The organism is Roseateles sp. (genome assembly GCF_039595295.1).
Lineage (GTDB): Bacteria > Pseudomonadota > Gammaproteobacteria > Burkholderiales > Burkholderiaceae_C > Roseateles.
Genome location: NZ_JBCNLU010000017.1, coordinates 40,939 through 56,556, shown reverse-complemented (window position 1 = coordinate 56,556; position 15,618 = coordinate 40,939). Strand labels below are relative to the sequence as shown.

14 protein-coding genes are annotated in these 15,618 nt (G+C 68.3%); 7 read left to right on the top strand and 7 right to left on the bottom strand.

Annotated features, from left to right (window positions below; translation table 11 throughout):
* Nucleotides 1-10: 10 nt before the first annotated feature.
* Nucleotides 11-1,279, bottom strand: coding sequence for an RsmB/NOP family class I SAM-dependent RNA methyltransferase (locus tag ABDW59_RS14140; RefSeq protein WP_343630481.1), 1,269 nt, complete (start codon nucleotides 1,277-1,279; stop codon nucleotides 11-13).
* A gap of 91 nt (nucleotides 1,280-1,370) precedes the next feature.
* Between ABDW59_RS14140 and ABDW59_RS14135 the strand changes: the two genes are divergently transcribed.
* Nucleotides 1,371-1,643, top strand: coding sequence for a DUF1653 domain-containing protein (locus ABDW59_RS14135; protein WP_343630523.1), 273 nt, complete (start codon nucleotides 1,371-1,373; stop codon nucleotides 1,641-1,643).
* A gap of 25 nt (nucleotides 1,644-1,668) precedes the next feature.
* Nucleotides 1,669-2,322: a DUF1345 domain-containing protein gene (locus ABDW59_RS14130; protein WP_343630480.1), complete on the top strand. Its 654-nt coding sequence runs from the start codon at nucleotides 1,669-1,671 to the stop codon at nucleotides 2,320-2,322.
* A 9-nt stretch (nucleotides 2,323-2,331) separates the two neighbouring features.
* Here the strand turns inward: ABDW59_RS14130 and purN are convergent, their stop codons facing one another.
* The gene (gene purN, locus ABDW59_RS14125; protein ID WP_343630479.1) at nucleotides 2,332-2,970 is read right to left on the bottom strand and encodes a phosphoribosylglycinamide formyltransferase; all 639 of its coding nucleotides are present in this window, start codon (nucleotides 2,968-2,970) and stop codon (nucleotides 2,332-2,334) included.
* Nucleotides 2,971-3,116: 146 nt separating this feature from the next.
* Between purN and trpS the strand changes: the two genes are divergently transcribed.
* From trpS to ABDW59_RS14110, 3 genes are read left to right on the top strand one after another with little or no spacing between them, the layout of a single operon-like run.
* Nucleotides 3,117-4,133: a tryptophan--tRNA ligase gene (gene trpS / locus ABDW59_RS14120; RefSeq protein ID WP_343630478.1), complete on the top strand. Its 1,017-nt coding sequence runs from the start codon at nucleotides 3,117-3,119 to the stop codon at nucleotides 4,131-4,133.
* 3 nt (nucleotides 4,134-4,136) lie between these two features.
* Nucleotides 4,137-4,664 carry a DUF3717 domain-containing protein gene (locus ABDW59_RS14115; protein WP_343630477.1) on the top strand — a complete coding sequence of 176 codons (528 nt, stop codon included), beginning with the start codon at nucleotides 4,137-4,139 and terminating at the stop codon, nucleotides 4,662-4,664.
* Entirely contained in the window at nucleotides 4,661-6,034 is a 1,374-nt protein-coding gene (locus tag ABDW59_RS14110; RefSeq protein ID WP_343630476.1) for an MATE family efflux transporter, read from the top strand. Before ABDW59_RS14115 ends, ABDW59_RS14110 begins: the two co-directional genes overlap by 4 nt.
* Before the next feature lie 15 nt (nucleotides 6,035-6,049).
* Here the strand turns inward: ABDW59_RS14110 and ABDW59_RS14105 are convergent, their stop codons facing one another.
* From ABDW59_RS14105 to ettA, 4 genes are all read right to left on the bottom strand, one after another.
* Entirely contained in the window at nucleotides 6,050-7,567 is a 1,518-nt protein-coding gene (locus ABDW59_RS14105) for an ATP-binding protein (RefSeq protein WP_343630475.1), read from the bottom strand.
* Nucleotides 7,568-7,643: 76 nt separating this feature from the next.
* Nucleotides 7,644-8,357, bottom strand: a complete 714-nt coding sequence (locus tag ABDW59_RS14100) for a response regulator transcription factor (RefSeq protein WP_343630522.1) — start codon at nucleotides 8,355-8,357, stop codon at nucleotides 7,644-7,646.
* A 95-nt stretch (nucleotides 8,358-8,452) separates the two neighbouring features.
* On the bottom strand, nucleotides 8,453-9,028 hold the full coding sequence (locus ABDW59_RS14095) for a Spy/CpxP family protein refolding chaperone (protein WP_343630474.1): 576 nt from the start codon (nucleotides 9,026-9,028) through the stop codon (nucleotides 8,453-8,455).
* A gap of 278 nt (nucleotides 9,029-9,306) precedes the next feature.
* On the bottom strand, nucleotides 9,307-10,971 hold the full coding sequence (gene ettA, locus ABDW59_RS14090; RefSeq protein ID WP_343630473.1) for an energy-dependent translational throttle protein EttA: 1,665 nt from the start codon (nucleotides 10,969-10,971) through the stop codon (nucleotides 9,307-9,309).
* Between the two features lie 172 nt (nucleotides 10,972-11,143).
* Here ettA and ABDW59_RS14085 point away from each other — a divergent pair, with 172 nt between their 5' ends.
* Nucleotides 11,144-12,763, top strand: a complete 1,620-nt coding sequence (locus ABDW59_RS14085) for an ABC transporter substrate-binding protein (RefSeq protein WP_343630472.1) — start codon at nucleotides 11,144-11,146, stop codon at nucleotides 12,761-12,763.
* A gap of 31 nt (nucleotides 12,764-12,794) precedes the next feature.
* Here the strand turns inward: ABDW59_RS14085 and ABDW59_RS14080 are convergent, their stop codons facing one another.
* A complete protein-coding gene (locus ABDW59_RS14080) occupies nucleotides 12,795-13,502 on the bottom strand; it encodes a response regulator transcription factor (protein WP_343630471.1) in 708 nt (235 codons plus the stop codon).
* A 496-nt stretch (nucleotides 13,503-13,998) separates the two neighbouring features.
* Between ABDW59_RS14080 and ABDW59_RS14075 the strand changes: the two genes are divergently transcribed.
* Entirely contained in the window at nucleotides 13,999-15,498 is a 1,500-nt protein-coding gene (locus ABDW59_RS14075) for a DEAD/DEAH box helicase (RefSeq protein WP_343630470.1), read from the top strand.
* Nucleotides 15,499-15,618 lie beyond the last annotated feature (120 nt).

Genomic DNA, 15,618 nt, shown 5'->3' with positions numbered 1-15,618 from the left:
GCAAGAAGGATTACTTCTTGCGCTCCCAGACAGCGGCGAAGAAGCCGTCGCTCTGATGGCGATGCGGCCACAGACGCAGATAGCCGTTGTCCGACAGCACCGCCGCCTGCGCAGGATCAACCTGTGCATGGGCCAGCACGTCCTGGGCGGGCAGCAGCGTGAATTCGGGATGCGCCTCGGCGAAGGCCTGGGCGACCGCCTCGTTCTCCTCGTCCAGCAGGCTGCAGGTCGCGTAGACCAGCCGACCACCCGGCTTCAGCATGCGGGAAGCACTGTTCAGGATCGCGATCTGCTTGTCATGCAACTCCTGGACGGCGTTGGGGGAATGACGCCATTTCAGATCGGGATTGCGGCGCAGCGTTCCGAGGCCCGAGCATGGTGCGTCGACCAGCACCCGGTCGATCTTGCCTACCAAGCGCTTGACGCGCTCATCGCGCTCGCTGGAGATCTGCACCGGGTAGACGTTGGACAGCCCGCTGCGCGCCAGACGCGGCTTGAGCTTGTCCAGTCGATGGCCCGACACGTCGAAGGCGTACAGCCGACCGGTGTTGCGCATCGCCGCGCCCAGCGCCAGGGTCTTGCCGCCCGCGCCTGCACAGAAGTCCACCACCATTTCGCCGCGCTTGGCTTCGGTCAGCAACGACAGCAACTGGCTGCCCTCGTCCTGGACCTCGACCTGGCCGCTGGTGAACACGTCCAGCTTCTGCAACGCCGGTTTTCCCTCCAGACGCAGGCCCCACGGGGAGAACGGCGTCGGCGTCGACTTGAAGCCCTTGGCCTCGAGCGCCGCCTGCACGTCCTCACGCTTGGCCTTCAGCAGGTTGACACGCAGATCCAGCGGCGCGGACTCGTTGATCGCATCGGCGAGCTTCCAGAACTCCTCGTCGCCCAGGCGTTGGCGCAGCGGGTCAACCAGCCATTCCGGGAGGTTGTGACGCAGCTTCTCGGGCAGCTTGTTGCGGTCGATCTTCGCGACCTGCTTGAGCCATTGCTGCTCCTGGTCGCTGAGGGCGCCGCGCAGGAAGGCGTCGTTGCCGGCCCAGGCGAGGATCGCCAGCCGGCGCGCCATCGGACCGTGGCCGGACTGGGCCAGATGCTGCAGCAGCGGGCGGCGGCGCAGCACGGCGTAGGCGGTTTCGGCGAGCGTGTGACGCTCGCGCTGGCCGAGCGCCTTGTTGGCGCGGAAGAAGTCGGAGACCAGGGCGTCGGCCGGCTTGTCAAACAGCAGCAGGCTGTCCACGAGTTCGGCGCAGAGTTCAAGAAGGGCATTAGGATGCATCCCCGGATTATCCCAGGGCCGACCGACTTGCGGGTCGCCGCCCTTTCACACCGCCCCGCCATCCATGAGCGACGCCCCGTCCCGCAACCCGATCTCCCCCACCGACACGGCCGCCAACGCCCATGGCACCGGTGATCCGCTGCCCCCGCTGCCCGAGGCCCTGCCTGGCCGCTACCGGCATTACAAGGGCGGCGAGTACGAGGTCCGCGGCGTGGTCCGCCACAGCGAGACGCTGGAGCCGCTGGTGCTCTATGCACCGCTGTACAACGACAGCGGGCTGTGGGTCCGCCCCTACGACATGTTCTTCGGCGATGTCGTCATCGACGGTCTGAGCCAGCCCCGCTTCGCGCGGCTGCCGGACTGAGCGGCTCGCACCCTCGCGCCCGCTCATGCCACTGCTGCACCAGATCAAACGCCGCCCTCGCCTGCTGATCGGCGCCGCGGTCGGTGCGCTGCTGGCCGCCGCCTGGCCCGAGGGCCTGGCCTGGCACACCCGCGCGCTGATGGGCTGGAGCGCCGGCGTCTGGACTTACCTGATCCTGCTCGGCTGGATGATGCTGCGCACCGACGCGGAGGACGTCGAGGACCAGGCCCGTGCCCTGGCCGACGGCGTCTTCACCGTGCTCATCCTGGCCATGGTCGGCGGCGCCGCGAGCATGGCCGCCATCGTGCTGGAGCTGGCCCAGGTGAAGACCGCCGGCATCATCGGCGGCTGGCCGCATCTGCTGATCGCCTCGGCGACGCTCACCGGGTCCTGGCTGTTGCTGCCGGTGGAGTTCGCGCTGGCCTATGCGGCGATGTTCCACAGCGGCCCGCAGGCGCCGCACGGGCTGGAGTTCCCCGGCGACGACGAGGAAATGCCCGACTACCTGGACTTCGTCTACTTTGCCGCCACGGTGGCATCGACCTCCCAGACCTCGGATGTCGAGGTGAGCTCGCGCCCGATCAGAAGGCTGGTGCTGGTGCAGACGCTCCAGGCCTTCGTGTTCAACACCGTGGTGCTGGCGCTGACGATCAACTTCCTGGCGGGCATGCTGGGCTGATCGCCCCGGTCAGACGAAGAGCTGCGTCTCGCCGGCGCGATGCAACACGCGCGCGCCCTCGATGGCCAGGCGGCCCTCGACGAACCAGCGCACGGCGCTCGGATACATGCGGTGCTCCAGCTTGAGCACGCGCGCGGCCAGCGCCGCCTCGTCATCCCCATCCAGCACCGGCACCACCGCCTGGGCGACGATGGGTCCGTGATCCAGCTCGGCGGTCACGAAATGCACCGTCGCGCCCGCGGCGCGGCAGCCCGACTCGATCGCGCGCTGATGCGTGTGCAGGCCCGGGAAGGCCGGCAGCAACGAGGGGTGAACGTTGAGCATCCGCCCCGCGTAATGCCCGGTGAAGCCTGGCGTCAGGATGCGCATGAAGCCGGCCAGCACGACCAGATCCGGATCGAAGCCGTCGATGACGCGTTGGAGTTCGGCGTCGAAGGCAACGCGTGCGGCGTCGCCCTTGCCGAAGGCCTTGTGATCGACGACCGCGGTGGCGATCCCGTGCGAGCGGGCGAACTCAAGACCGCCCGCATCGGGCCGGTTGCTGATCACGGCGGCGATGCGCGCCGGCCATTGCTCGCCGGCGCAGGCCTTGACGATGGCCTCCATGTTGGAGCCGCGGCCGGAGATCAGGATCACGATGTTCTTCATGGGCCGGCAGTGTAGCCAAGGGCAAGGACGCGAACCGCCCGGCGCGGGACCGCCGCTCCCTACAATCGCCCTCCCGCCTCGCAGCGCCCTCACGCGTCTTCCGATCCCGCGTGAAGCGCGCACCGGGCGCGCCGCAGCCTTTCGCCATGACCGATCAAACGCCCCCTCTCCCGCGCCAGCGCGTGCTCTCCGGCATGCGCCCCACCGGCGCGCTGCACCTCGGCCACTATCATGGCGCCCTCAAGAACTGGGTGCGCCTGCAGTCGGCCTACGACTGCTTTTTCTTCGTCGCCGACTGGCATGCGCTGACCACGCATTACCAGCACCGCGAAGGCCTGGAGCAGAGCGTCTACGACATGGTCGTGGACTGGCTGGCGGCCGGCGTCGATCCCGAGCAGGCCACGCTCTTCATCCAGAGCCGCATGCCCGAGCACGCCGAGCTGTTCACCCTGCTGGCGATGAGCACGCCCTCGAGCTGGCTGGAGCGCATGCCCAGCTACAAGGACGTGGTGGCCGAGAACCGCGAGCTGGCGACCTACGGCTTCCTGGGCTACCCGCTGCTGCAGGCGGCGGACATCCTGATCTACAAGGCGGCGTTCGTGCCGGTGGGCGAGGACCAGGCGCCGCACGTCGAGGTCACGCGCGAAGTGGCGCGGCGATTCAATCACCTGTACCGCCAGCACACGACGCCGCTGCTGCCCGAGCCGCAGGCGCTGATGACCGAGACCTCGCGCCTGCCGGGGCTGGACGGCCGCAAGATGAGCAAGACCTACGACAACGCGATCGCGATGCGCGACGCGCCGGAGGTCGTGACCGAGAAGGTGCGGCGCATGCCCACCGATCCGCAGCGCGTGCGCCGCGGCGATCCGGGTGAGCCCGAGCGCTGCCCGGTCTGGGCGCTGCACAAGGTCTACACCGACGGCGACACGCGCGCCTGGGTCGAGTCCGGCTGCCGCAGCGCGGGCATCGGCTGCCTGGACTGCAAGCAGCCGCTGATCGACGCGATCCACGACGAGCAGGCGCCATGGCGCGAGCGCGCCGAGGAGCTGCTGGCCGACCCCAAGAAGGTCCACTGGATCGTCGAGGTCGGCACGGAGCGCGCCCGCGCGGTGGCGCGCAAGACGCTGCGCGAGGTGCGCAGCGCGATGGGACTGGATTACTGAGCGATGGCTGGCATCCACATCACCGACCTCGAGTCCGCGATCAACTGGTGGCGGCGGCGCGAACCCGGCGACGGCGTGTCGCTGGTACCGCCGCTGCGCGCGCTGGCCGAGGTCTATGCGCTGATGGTCTTCCATCACGAGACCGAGTGCGACGAGGATTCCATGCCCGAGCGGGCACGCGACGCGTGGCTCGCCTGGTACGACACCACGCCGGACGCGCCCTGCATCGCGATCTGCTCGACGAGCCAGGGCGATGAGCTCTGCAAGGGCTGCGGACGCACGTTCGACGAGGTGCAGAACTGGCCGGTCCTGACGCCCGGCGAGAAGCGCGCGACCTGGCGCCGCATCACCATTGAAGCCACGGCATGGCGCTTCAATCGCTATGCGGAGCGGGCGATCGAGAACCGCCACGCGGGCGACGCGACCGACGCCACCGACGCCACCGATGGGCTCGGCGAGGTCAACGAGATCGGCAAGGCCGACAAGGTCGATCCCGGCGGCAAGGCCGGCGGTCGAAAGGACGGCGCTTGAATCCCCGTCTGCAGAGCCTGCGCCAGATCCTGCCGCTCGCGTGGCCCGTGTTCATCGGGCAGCTGGCGGTGCTGGCCTACTCGACCATCGACACGCTGCTGGTGGCGCGCCATTCGGCGACGGACCTGGCCGCGCTGGCGGTGGGATCGGCGGTCTACACCTCGGTCTTCGTCGGGTTGATGGGCGTGGTGCTGGCCATCTCGCCGCTGGCGGGGCAGCTCTTCGGCGCCAAGCGCATCGCCGAGGCGGGCGACAGCCTGCATCAGGCGGCTTGGCTGGCGCTGGGGCTGACGGTGATCGGGGAGCTCATCCTGTGGTTCCCACAGCCCTTCCTGGCGCTCTCGCATGCCGAGGGCGAGATCGCCGCCAAGGTGCGCGACTACCTGCGCATGCTGGGCGTCGCGCTCCCGGCCGCGCTGCTGTTCACCGCGTATCGCGGCTTCAACACGGCGGTGTCTCGACCCAAGGCGGTGATGGCGCTGCAGATCGGCGGACTGGTGCTGAAGTTCCCGGCCAGCGCGCTGCTGATCGGCGGATTCACGCTGGGCCCGTTCCAGGTGCCGGCGCTGGGCGCGGTGGGCTGCGCGATCGCGACGGCGCTCGTGATGTGGAGCCAGCTGCTGATCGCGCTGGTGGTGCTGCGCAAGGATCCGTTCTATGCCGGTTTCGGCTTCGGGGCGGGCGGGCTGCATCGACCGCGCAAGGAGACCCTGACGCGGCTGCTGAAGCTGGGCATCCCGATGGGCGCGTCGGTGTTGATCGAGGTGACGGGCTTCACTTTCATGGCCATCTTCATCGCGCGCTTGGGGACGACGCCGGTGGCGGGGCATCAGCTCTGCGCGAATCTGGTGGCGATGATGTTCATGCTGCCGCTGGCGCAGGCCAACGCCTGCAGCACGCTGGTGGCGCAGGCGCTGGGCGCGCGCGATTACGCGGCCGCGCGACGGCTGGGCTGGCACGGGCTGGAGATCGCGCTGGGGATCGCGTTCGTGCTGGGGGCGCTGATCTTCTCGCTGCGCGGGCAGGTGCTGGGGCTGTACACGAATGACGCGGCCATCATCGCGGCCGCGCTGCCGCTGCTGGGCTGGGTCTGGCTGTTCCACGTCGCGGACGCGGGGCAGACGGTGTCCGCTTTCGTGCTGCGCGCGCATCACATCGCGACCGCGCCGATGCTGATCTATGCGTTCGCGATCTGGGGGCTGGGATTGGGCGGCGGCTACTGGCTGGCGTTCGGCGACCACGAGGTCGAGCTGCCGGCGATCATGCAAGGCGCGATGGGGTTCTGGAGCGCGGCGTCGGTGGGGCTGGCCGCGGCGGCCACGGGGTTGTGCGTCTTGCTGGCCTTGGTCCATCGGCGCGAGATCAAGTGACTCGCGCAGGCGGCATCAGGTCAACGGCAGCGTGATCACAAAGCAGCTTCCACCACCCTCACGAGGATCGCAGCGCACCGAGCCTTGATGCGCGATCGCGATCTGGCGCACCAAGCTCAACCCGAGCCCCACGCCCCCCGAGACCTCCGCATGCCCCGGCATCCGGAAGAACGCTTCGAAGATCCGTTCCCGCATGGGCTCAGGCACACCCGGCCCGCGATCACAGACCTGGATCTCGATCTGCGACTGCCCCGATCGACGCAGCTTCACCTCGACCACCGGTCCGCCATAGCGGCGCGCGTTCTCCAGCAAATTGCGCAACGCTCGACGAATCAACCGCTCATCCGCATTCAGGGTCACATGCTCCAACCCGGGCTCGACCTCAAGCTCCGCGCTCGCCCGCGCCGCCGACTCCGCCGCCACCGCGACCAGATCGACCCGCTCCGGCCGCAGCGACTGCGCCCCACCCTCCAGCCGACTCGCCAGCAACACTTCCTCGACCAGCGCATCCAGCTCGGCGATGTTGGTGTTGATCTCCTGCCCCAGCCGCGCCCGCTGCGCCGGTGACGCATCCTCCAGCATCGCGAAGGCCATCTTGAGCCGCGCCAGCGGGGAGCGCAGCTCGTGGCTCGCATTCGCCAACAGGCTCTTGTGCGAGCGCAGCAAGGTCTCGATCTGCTCCGCGGCCTTGTTGAAGCTGCCCGCCAGCGCGGCGACCTCATCCTTGCCGTGGTCCTGCACGCGGAAGCCCAGGTCACCGGAGCCGAACTGCTCCATGCCCGACTTCAGCGATTCCAGCCGACGCGTCAGCCGGCGCACCACCGGATACGCCCCGCCGGCCACCGCCAGGAAGAGCACCGCCAGCAACACGGCCAGCGCCTCGCCGCTGGGGCGCGGAATCCAGCCCGGGAACCAGGACGCATTGGCCGCGTCCTCGCGGCGCTGCTGTTCCAGTCGCTCCAGCATGCGCTGGCGGATGGATTCGGTCTCGGGACGGGTATCTGGCTTGGCCTCGCGCGGCCGATCACGCGCCTCGGGCGGACCGGCGGGACCACCGAACAGCGGGTCGCGGCGCTCGAAGCGACGCGCGCCGCTCGCCCGCCCCTCGGGATCAAAGGCCGGCTGGCCCATCGGTGCCGAAGCCCCCGGCGGACGCGCCAGTCTCAAGAAGAGCAGATGCCGGCCGTCATCGAGCGGAATGCGCTGGATGCGCGAGCCGGGCAGATCCTCGCGGCGCTCGAACATCGGCGAAGCGCCGATGCGCTTGCCGCGCGCGTCCTCGAGGGCCAGCGCCATCCGCAGCCGTTGGCCCCAATCCTCGATCGCATCGGATTGCTCATCCACGGTCGCCGTGGGCGGCGGCAGCGCGCGCTGTACCAGCACGGCCATGGCCACCAGCCGCTCCGACGCGGCCTGCTCGAAAGTACCGCGCTCCTGCTCGATGCGCCCCTGGAAGAGCCACGCCGAGCCAAGCGCGAACGCCAACAACACCACCACGACGGTGATGTAGATCCGCAGATACAGCGCCTTCACTGACTTCGCTTACTTGACTGGCTGGGCCGGTTTCAAAGACAGGCCGACCTGCGGCCCCGATGCCTCGCTCAAGGCCTCACTCGAGGCCTTCGGCGTCCTGCTTGCGCGCGAAGACGTAGCCGGCGCCGCGCACCGTCAGCACGCGCCGCGGGTTCTTGGCATCGTCCTCGATGACCGAGCGGATGCGCGAGATGTGCACGTCGATCGACCGATCGAAGGCTTCCAGCGGATGGCCCTTGAGCGCATCCATGATCTGGTCGCGCGACAGGACCCGGCCCGGGCTTTGCGCCAGCACGACGAGCAGGTCGAACTGGTGGCTGGTCAGGTCGCAGGCGTTGCCGTCCAGACGCACCTGGCGCGCTGCCAGATCGATCTCCAGACGGCCGAAGCGCAACACCTCGTCGCCCATGGCCTGCGGCTCGGTACGGCGTAGCAGCGCCTTCACGCGGGCCTGCAGCTCACGCGGCTCGAAGGGCTTGGGCAGATAGTCGTCGGCGCCCAGCTCCAGGCCGAGGATGCGGTCCATCGGCTCGCCGCGCGCGGACAGCATCAGCACCGGCAGACGGCGCCAACGCTTGTCGCCGCGCAGCTGACGGCAGAACTCCAGACCATCGCCGTCCGGAAGCATCAAGTCCAGCACCAGCAGCTCGAACTGGCCGTTCTCGAGCTCGGCACGGCCTTGCGTCAGCGAGCCGGCGAAGCTGACCTCGAAACCGGCGCCGCTGAGATAGTCGCCCAGCATCGCGGTGAGGCGGGCATCGTCGTCGATCAGGAGCAGTCGTGGATTCATCGGGCGTTGCGAGGCGGCCGCCGCCCGGCCCAGATCGGCCGAACCGCGCGCCGCGGACTCATCGAAAGTCTGAAGCATAGCCGTCCTCTCCGCGCTCAGCGATCAGTGAAAGGCTTGGGAACGGGATTGTCCGGATTCCCGCCCTGGACCTTGCGATCCTTCCAGTGCTGCATGCGTTCCTGCATGTGCTCCTTCATCTTCTCGCGGCGCTGCTTGCTCAGCTCCGAGAGCTTGGCGCGCTGCTCGGGCGTCAGCACGCGGGAGGCGTCGATCATCGCCAGGCTCAGGCGCTTGGAGGCGACCTCGCGCTGGGCCGACAGTTGCTGGCGCGCCTGCTCGACGGCGTTGGCGTCGACGGTCGGTGCCAGGAACAGCGCATGCAGACGTTCGTGCAGTTGGCGCTCGGTGTCGCGCTGACCCTTCAGGTCGTTGCGGGCGGCGTCGAAGATCTGCTTGATCTGGGCGCGCTGCGCATCGGACACACCGGCCTCCTTCATCAGGCGGGCGTCCATCAGACCCATGGGGTGGTGGCCGGGGCCGCCGCGCATCTCGTGCGGGGGCGGGGGCATGCCGGGACCGGGGGCCGGCTGGGCCTGAGCGGACAAGGCGGCCAGGCTGACCATCGCGGCCAGACCCAGCATCTTCAGGGGGCGGGAGAAGCTCTTGACCATCTCGATCTCCAATTCGTTCGGGGGTGAGGAAATGGTCGCGGGAGGACGTTAGGAGGCCGTGGGCCCCCTGTAAAGATTCTTGAAATGAATCAGCCCCAATGAAAAACCGCCCGCGCCGCCCCTTGAAACGAGACGCCACGAGCGGCAATGAAACGCTCGGATTGCGTGAGCGCCGAGGCCTTGATTCGGGATGGCCGGCCAGGCGCAAACCGGAGCCATCGCCCAGCTAGGGCGAGGATTTGCAGCGACGCAGCACGCCCGAAGCGAGGCCGCGGAGCTTACGCAATGGGCTTGAAGCGGACGCGCTTGGGACGTGCACCCTCTTCACCCAGACGCTTCTTCTTGTCGGCTTCGTACTCGTGGAAGTTGCCGTCGAAGAAGAACCACTGCGAATCGCCCTCGCACGCCAGGATGTGGGTGCAGATGCGGTCCAGGAACCAGCGGTCGTGGGAGATGACCATCGCCGAGCCGGCGAACTCCAGCAGCGCCTCTTCCAGCGCGCGCAGGGTTTCGACGTCCAGGTCGTTGGACGGTTCGTCCAGCATCAGCACGTTGCCGCCCTGGGCCAAGGTCTTGGCCAGATGCAAACGGCCGCGCTCACCGCCGGACAGCGAGCCCACCAGCTTCTGCTGGTCGTTGCCCTTGAAGTTGAAGCGGCCGATGTAGGCGCGCGAGGGCATCACGAACTTGCCCACGATGATGTTGTCCAGACCGCCGGAGACGTCTTCCCACACGGTCTTGCTCGCGTCCAGGCTCTGACGGCTCTGGTCGACGAAGGCCAGCTTGGCCGTCTTGCCGATCTTGACCGTGCCGCTGTCCGGCTGCTCGACGCCCTGGATCATGCGGAACAGCGTCGATTTACCCGCGCCGTTCGGGCCGATGATCCCGACGATCGCGCCGGCCGGAACCTTGAAGGACAGGTTGTCGATCAGCACGCGGTCGCCGAAGGACTTGGTCACGCCTTCGAACTCGATGACTTCATTGCCCAGGCGCTCGGCGACCGGGATGAAGATCTCGTTGGTCTCGTTGCGCTTCTGGTACTCGACGTCGCTCAGCTCCTCGAAGCGGGCCAGACGCGCCTTGCTCTTGGCCTGACGGCCCTTGGCGTTCGAGCGCACCCACTTCAGTTCTTCCTTCATCGCCTTGGCGCGGGCGTCCTCGGACTTCTGCTCCTGCTCCAGGCGGCGTTCCTTCTGGTCCAGCCAGTCGGAGTAGTTGCCCTTCCAGGGGATGCCGTGGCCGCGGTCCAGTTCCAGGATCCACTCGGCGGCGTTGTCCAGGAAGTAGCGATCGTGGGTGATGGCCACCACGGTGCCGGGGAAGCGCTGCAGGAACTGCTCCAGCCACTCGACCGATTCGGCGTCCAAGTGGTTGGTCGGCTCGTCCAGCAGCAGCATGTCGGGCTTGGACAGCAGCAGGCGGCACAGCGCCACACGGCGCTTCTCGCCCCCGGACAGCACGCCGATGTTGGCGTCCCAGGGCGGCAGGTTGAGCGCGTCGGCGGCCAACTCCAGCTGCAGGTCGGTGTTCTCGGAACCGGCCGCGGCGATGATGGCTTCCAGCTCGCCCTGCTCGGCGGCCAGCGCGTCGAAGTCGGCGTTCTCTTCCGCGTAGGCGGCGTAGACCTCGTCCAGACGCTTCTTGGCGGCCAGCACGCCGCCGATCCCTTCCTCCACCGCCTCACGCACGGTCTGGTCAGGGTTGAGCTTGGGTTCCTGCTCGAGGTAGCCGATCTTGATGCCGGGCATCGGCGTGGCCTCGCCCTCGATCTCCTTGTCGACGCCGGCCATGATCTTCAGCAGCGTGGACTTGCCCGAGCCGTTCAGGCCCAGCACGCCGATCTTGGCGCCCGGGAAGAACGACAGCGAAATGTTCTTGAGGATGTGGCGCTTGGGAGGAACCGTCTTGTTGACGCGGTTCATCGAGAAAACGTATTGAGCCATGGCGTTGGTTGTTCAGCGTTTCGTGGGTTACCGGGGCCGCCCGTTGCCCTGCGAACGAGGGCCGGCGGCGTGCAAGGGCGCGGAGCCGCCCGGGCAATAGTCGCGCATTGTCGCAGCTTCCGCTCAAGCTCCTAAACTCGACCGCCCTGCCGACGTCCCAGAGAGCCCATCCATGCCGCAGTCCCGACCCGCCCTCCTCGCCGTCCCTCGCGCATCCAGCGCGCGCATCGTCGCGGCCGCCCTGCTGGCGCTGGCCGCCGCCGGCGCGCAGGCCCAGACGCTGCGCTGGTCCAGCCAGGGCGACATGCAGACCGCCGACCCTCACGCCCAGAACGAGATCGTCACCAACGCGATGAACGGCCAGGTCTACGAGCGCTTGGTCTCGCGCGACCGCGACCTCAACCTGGTGCCGGGTCTTGCGACCGAGTGGACGCAGGTCAACCCCAAGCTGTGGCGCTTCAAGCTGCGCCAGGGCGTGAAGTTCCACGATGGGACGCCCTTCACCGCCGACGACGTGGTGTTCTCGGTGAACCGCGCCAAGGATCCGGCCTCCCAGATCAGCGTCTATGCCGAGGCGGTCGGGACGCCGAGGAAGATCGACGACCACACGGTCGAGTTCCAGCTCGCCCAGATCAATCCGATCTTCCTGCAGCACATTGACCTGCTGTTCATCATGAGCCGCAAGTGGAGTGAAGCCCACGGCGTGGCCAAGCCGCAGAACTTCAAGGACAAGCAGGAGACCTACGCCGCCACGCATTCGAACGGCACCGGCCCCTTCATGATGACCGGACGCGAGCCCGGCATCCGCACCACCTTCAAACGCAACCCGCTCTGGTGGGGCAGGTTCGACGGCAACGTCCAGGACGCCGTCTACACGCCCATCGCCAACGACGCAACGCGGCTGGCGGCGCTGGTGTCGGGCGAGATCGACTTCGTGCAGGACCCGTCGCCGCGGGACATCCCGCGCCTGAAGCAGACGACGGGCATCAAGATCCAGGAAGGCGTGGAGAACCGGCTGGTGTTCGTCGGCATGGATCAGGCGCGCGACAAGCTGCTCTACGCCAAGGTCCCGGGCGACAAGAACCCGTTCAAGGACTTGCGTGTGCGCCAGGCGCTGTACCAGGCCATCGACATCAACACGCTGCGGACCAAGCTGATGAATGGCCTGAGCCTGCCCACCGGCGGCGTCACGCCGTCGCCGCTGGGCGCTTACAAGGATCCGCAGCTGGAGACCCGGCTGCCCTTCGACCTGGCGGCCGCGCGCAAGCTGATGGCGGACGCCGGCTATGCCAACGGCTTCGAGGTCACGCTGGACTGCACCAACAACCGCTACGTCAACGACGAGCGCATCTGCCTGGCACTGGCCTCGATGTGGGCGCAGATCAAGGTGAAGGTCCAGGTCAACGCGCAGCCGCGCGTGCTGATGTTCCCCAAGCTGGAGAAGCTGGACACCAGCCTCTACCTGTACGGCTGGGGCGGCACCATCACCGACGCCGAGACCGCCCTCACGCCGCTGATGCGCAACCGCGGCGACAAGTCGGTCGGCCAATACAACTTCGGCAACTGGAAGGACGACAAGTTCGATCAGCTGGCCGCCGCATCGAGCGGCGAGGCGGATCCGAAGAAGCGCGAGGAGCTGGTCAAGGCCGCGCTGCGGGAGTTCCGCGCGCAGACCCACATCATCCCGCTGCACCGCCAGATGATCCCGTGGGCGACGCGCGCCAACGTGACGGTCGTCCACCGCCCGGACAACTGGTTCGAGCTGCGCTGGGTGAACGTCGCTCCGAAGTGAGCCTCGCGGGCCGCACCAGCCCGGCCACGCCTCAGCGCAGCGGCGGATCGAAAAGATACCCGATGCCGCGCACCGTCCGGATCAGCGGCGCGCTCGGGTCGTCGTTCAGCTTCTGACGCAGCCGCGAGACCATCAGGTCCACGCTGCGCTCCAGCGCGGTGACGCCGTCGCCACGGGCCAGATGCAGCAGCTCCTGGCGCTGCAGCACGCTGTGCGGGCGTTCCAGGAAGGCGCGCAGCAGCCTGTACTCGCTCTGCGAGAGCACCACGCAGAAGCCGCCCGGACCGGTCAACCGGCGCGTCATCGGCTCCAGCCGGAAGCGGCCGAACATCAGCACCTCGGCCGCATCGCCTTCCCGCGGCCGCAGCAGCGCTTTGATGCGGGCCTGCAGCTCGCGCGGCTCGCCGTCCTTGGCGATGACCGCGTCGGCGCCGCGCTCCAGCGCGAGCACCCGCTCCAGCGTGCTGTCGTGCTGCAGCAGCACGATCACCGGCAGGCGCGAGCGCTGGCGCAATCGCGTCAGCGCGCCCCAGCCGGCCTCGCGGGCGTCACTGGGATCGAGCAGCGCCAGGTCCACCGGCAGCAGCGGCACGCGATCGAGCAAGGCGGCCTCGCTGCTGTCGGTGACGCGGAAGCCCCAGGCCCTGAGCAGCGCCGAAAAACGCAGCCGGGCGTGGCTGTCGGGGTCCAGCAGCAGCAGGTGGGTGCCTGCGGCGGGATCGGGGAACGGGGCGCTCATGGCTGACTGCTTCGAGTGGGAACTGGCGCAAGACTATGCCGCCCGAAGTCGCCCGGACGCCCGATCTGGCGCGGCCTTCCCGCGCTTTTTACCCCCGCTTAACCGACCTGAAACAAGGCTGCGGACGCCGACACGAGACCGCCCGTCAAGGGGCGTTTTCCGCCCGACGGACGCTGTGTCTCAGCTGTCCGCAAGCTTGCCGCAAGCTGTCCTCGCGACCCCGCCGGCAGGACTTCACGGACCGCTCGTTCGCCGACCGCGCCGAGACCCGTGGGCCTGCCTTCGACTGCGCGCGACGCAGGTCCGGCAAGGGCTTCTTCACGAGGGGCCGAAGACCCGGTCAGCTACAATGCTCGCCATCGCCGTGGCTCAGTCTTGCCGCGGCTTTCATGTTTTTGAGCTCACGCTCTCCCACGGCAGCCGAAGACTGGCGCCAGGCCCTCCCCGGGCCGGCGTGCTGCACACAAAGCTCTCTCGAGCAAGAACAAAGCGGCCTATGAGTTTTGATGCACTGGGACTGTCCCAGCCCCTGCTCCGCGCGATCGCCGACGCCGGCTACACCAACCCCACCCCGATTCAGAGTCAAGCGATTCCCGCCGTCCTGACCGGCGGCGACCTGCTCGCCGGCGCGCAGACCGGCACCGGCAAGACCGCCGGCTTCACCCTCCCGCTGTTGGAGCGCCTGTCCGCCAGCAAGCCCGTGCGTGATGCCAAGGGTCGCCCCGCGATCCGCGCGCTGGTCCTGACGCCCACCCGCGAACTCGCCGCCCAGGTCGAGGAAAGCGTGCGCACGTATGGCAAGTACCTGCCGCTGACCAGCATGGTCATGTTCGGCGGCGTCGGCATGAATCCGCAGATCAGCCAGCTGCGCAAGGGCGTGGACATCCTGGTGGCGACGCCGGGCCGTCTGCTGGACCACGCGCAGCAAGGCACGCTGGACCTGTCCAAGGTCGAGATCCTGGTGCTGGACGAAGCCGACCGCATGTTGGACATGGGCTTCATCCACGACATCAAGAAGGTGCTGGCCCTGCTGCCCGCCAAGAAGCAGAGCCTGCTGTTCTCGGCGACCTTCAGCGACGAGATCAAGGCCCTGGCCGACCGTCTGCTGGACAACCCCGGCCTGATCGAGGTCGCGCGCCGCAACGCCACGGCCGACACCATCGCCCAGCGCGTCCATCCGGTCGACCGCGACAAGAAGAAGGAGCTGCTGGCTCACCTGATCACGAAGAACGACTGGCATCAGGTGCTGGTGTTCACGCGGATGAAGCACGGCGCCAACCGCTTGGCCGAGTACCTGGACAAGTCGGGCATCACCGCCATGGCGATCCACGGCAACAAGAGCCAGGGCGCCCGCACCAAGGCGTTGTCCGAGTTCAAGAGCGGCGACCTGAAGGTGCTGGTGGCGACCGACATCGCCGCGCGCGGCATCGACATCGACCAGCTCCCGCACGTCATCAACTACGAGCTGCCCAACGTGGCCGAGGACTACGTGCACCGCATCGGGCGCACCGGCCGCGCGGGCGCGCAGGGCGAGGCCCTGTCGCTGGTGTGCATCGACGAGGAAGGTTTCCTGCGCGACATCCAGAAGCTGATCAAGCGCGAGATTCCGCGTGAGGTCGTCCCCGGTTTCGAGCCTGACCCGAACGCCAAGGCCGAGCCCATCGTAATGGGCCGCATGGTGCTCAACGGCGGCCTGGGCAAGTCCTCGGGCGCGCCGCGTCCAGCCGGTGGCGGCGGTGGCCGTCGTGGTGGCGGCGGCGGTGGCCGATCGCAAGGCCAGGGCCAAGGCCGTCCGCAAGGCGGCGGCCAGCCGCAAGGTCAGCGCCAGGGACAAGGCCAAGGCCAAGGTCAAGGCCAGGGCGGACAACGTCAGGGTCAGGGACACGGCGGTCAGCGCCAAGGCCAGGGCGGCGATCGCCGTCACGGCGGCGGCCACGGCAGCCAGGGCAACCGCCCGGCTGGCGCCGCGCTGACGCGTCCGAAGTCCTCGTCCTGATCGACGGCCTCGTCGAGCCCGCCATCGATCATGATCGATCGCGAGCTCGACCTTCCGTGTTGACGGCGCCCATCGCGGCGCCGTTTTTCATGGCCGATCACCGCATACTCCCGGCCTCCA

Excerpts from the sequence above, each read along its gene's own strand:
- ABDW59_RS14130 (WP_343630480.1), top strand. The coding sequence starts at position 1,669 with ATGCCACTGCTGCACCAGATCAAACGCCGCCCTCGCCTGCTGATCGGC.
- purN (WP_343630479.1), bottom strand. The coding sequence starts at position 2,970 with ATGAAGAACATCGTGATCCTGATCTCCGGCCGCGGCTCCAACATGGAG.
- ABDW59_RS14100 (WP_343630522.1), bottom strand. The coding sequence starts at position 8,357 with ATGAATCCACGACTGCTCCTGATCGACGACGATGCCCGCCTCACCGCG.
- ABDW59_RS14080 (WP_343630471.1), bottom strand. The coding sequence starts at position 13,502 with ATGAGCGCCCCGTTCCCCGATCCCGCCGCAGGCACCCACCTGCTGCTG.
- ABDW59_RS14085 (WP_343630472.1), top strand. The coding sequence starts at position 11,144 with ATGCCGCAGTCCCGACCCGCCCTCCTCGCCGTCCCTCGCGCATCCAGC.
- trpS (WP_343630478.1), top strand. The coding sequence starts at position 3,117 with ATGACCGATCAAACGCCCCCTCTCCCGCGCCAGCGCGTGCTCTCCGGC.
- ABDW59_RS14115 (WP_343630477.1), top strand. The coding sequence starts at position 4,137 with ATGGCTGGCATCCACATCACCGACCTCGAGTCCGCGATCAACTGGTGG.
- ettA (WP_343630473.1), bottom strand. The coding sequence starts at position 10,971 with ATGGCTCAATACGTTTTCTCGATGAACCGCGTCAACAAGACGGTTCCT.
- ABDW59_RS14095 (WP_343630474.1), bottom strand. The coding sequence starts at position 9,028 with ATGGTCAAGAGCTTCTCCCGCCCCCTGAAGATGCTGGGTCTGGCCGCG.
- ABDW59_RS14140 (WP_343630481.1), bottom strand. The coding sequence starts at position 1,279 with ATGCATCCTAATGCCCTTCTTGAACTCTGCGCCGAACTCGTGGACAGC.
- ABDW59_RS14075 (WP_343630470.1), top strand. The coding sequence starts at position 13,999 with ATGAGTTTTGATGCACTGGGACTGTCCCAGCCCCTGCTCCGCGCGATC.